General features: G+C 44.7%; 1 protein-coding gene. It reads right to left on the bottom strand.

Annotated elements, in window-relative coordinates:
• Positions 1 to 225, bottom strand: a 225-nt coding sequence (locus tag J5M56_RS25045; RefSeq protein WP_207938067.1) for a GrlR family regulatory protein, incomplete at its 3' end; no start/stop codon positions are given.
• Between the last annotated feature and the right edge of the window lie 240 nt (positions 226 to 465).

Here is a 465-nt window from a genome sequence, read left to right as displayed (position 1 = left end):
AGCTAACAGGGTGTAATTGTCGATCCCTACGATATTCACATTACCTTCACGATATTTTCGGACAGTAAACCGTGACTCGAACTCGCCAGTTTGGCTTGGGACTTTTCCTTGGTACAGGTAATGGGAATCACCTCCATTCACCGTACCATCCTTAACAACTACGAGACCGTCGCCAGAATCACCAGTGCTCGCGCGAAATTCCACATGAAAAATCCCACTACTCATAATCCTACCCTCACCTAATTGGAGATCCAAGCATAGTTCACAAAAACTAAGGCGAAGCTGAAGTTGGTATATTTCTAAGGTGAGAGCATTAAATGCCAAATAAATGGCGCCAAAGCTGCCTCATTATCTAACGCATCGATTGTAAAAACTTTAGACATGCCCGAAGACTGACTATGGACTCCTAGATGGCATTGCGCTACCTTTTGAGCTAGCGTGGTAACGATGCTCCTACGTTAAGAC

The sequence above is a fragment of the Pseudomonas sp. 51_B genome, assembly GCF_017491595.1.
Lineage (GTDB): Bacteria > Pseudomonadota > Gammaproteobacteria > Pseudomonadales > Pseudomonadaceae > Aquipseudomonas > Aquipseudomonas promysalinigenes.
The sequence above is the reverse complement of the archived record's forward strand: the minus strand, read 5'-3'. Positions and strand labels throughout refer to the sequence as shown.